Raw genomic sequence first — 876 nt, 5'->3', positions numbered from 1 at the left:
AACGACTACGAGCACGACCGGCCGCTGCTGGATGCCCTGGAGCACGGCTTCACCTCCGTGGAGGCCGACGTGTGGCTCGTCGACGGGGAGCTGCGGGTGGCCCATGACGCCTGGGAGCTGGCCGATGCCCCGACTCTGGAAGAGGCCTACCTGGACCCGCTGGCGGAGCTGGTCTCACCCAACGGCAAGGCGCTCTATCCCGGCTATGACGGGGATTTCCAGTTGCTGATCGACATCAAGAGCGATGGCCCGGACACCTGGGCGGCGATCGAGGAAGAACTGACCGAGCACCGGAAGTTCATCACCCACTACCACCACGGACAGGTCAAGGACCGGGCCGTGGAAGCGGTGATCAGCGGCAACCGGCCCCTGGCGAAGATGCAGGCCGCCGAGACCCGGTATTCCTTCTACGACGGGCGCTCCACCGACCTGGGTTCCGGGGCGGACCCGGAGTTCATGCCGCTGGTCAGCGAGAACTGGACCAAGCTGTTCACCTGGCAGGGTGTGGGGCAGATGCCGGCCGCCGAGCGGGAGGCTCTGCACGACTACGTGGAGCAGGCCCACGCGGCCGGGTACCGGGTGCGGTTCTGGGCCACCAACGACATCGCCGGACCGGCGCGGGAGAATCTGTGGATCGAACTGCAGGCGGCAGGGGTCGACCACATCAACACCGACGACCTTCCCGGCCTGAAGGAGTTCCTCACCCGTTGAGGGCTCTGAGCACCAGGTCCTCGGCTCCGTACGGCCGTTGAGTGCATGGGTCCGGTCGGGTGTACGGGGATGCCGCATACACCGACACCGGGTGTTCACCTGCTGTTGGCCGGTCGGTCACAGCGGCTCCCTACGGTGCCGCAGGCCAGCAGGAGACCCCCCTAA

At 67.0% G+C, this 876-nt stretch carries 1 protein-coding gene; it reads left to right on the top strand.

What is annotated here, in order from left to right:
* Window positions 1-711: phosphatidylinositol-specific phospholipase C/glycerophosphodiester phosphodiesterase family protein (locus ACYVM4_RS18420; RefSeq protein WP_460669490.1), on the top strand; the 711-nt coding region annotated here is incomplete at its 5' end.
* Window positions 712-876 lie beyond the last annotated feature (165 nt).

Source organism: Kocuria himachalensis, from assembly GCF_054784195.1.
Note: the sequence above shows the minus strand (reverse complement) of the source record. Positions and strands in the feature narration are given on the sequence as shown.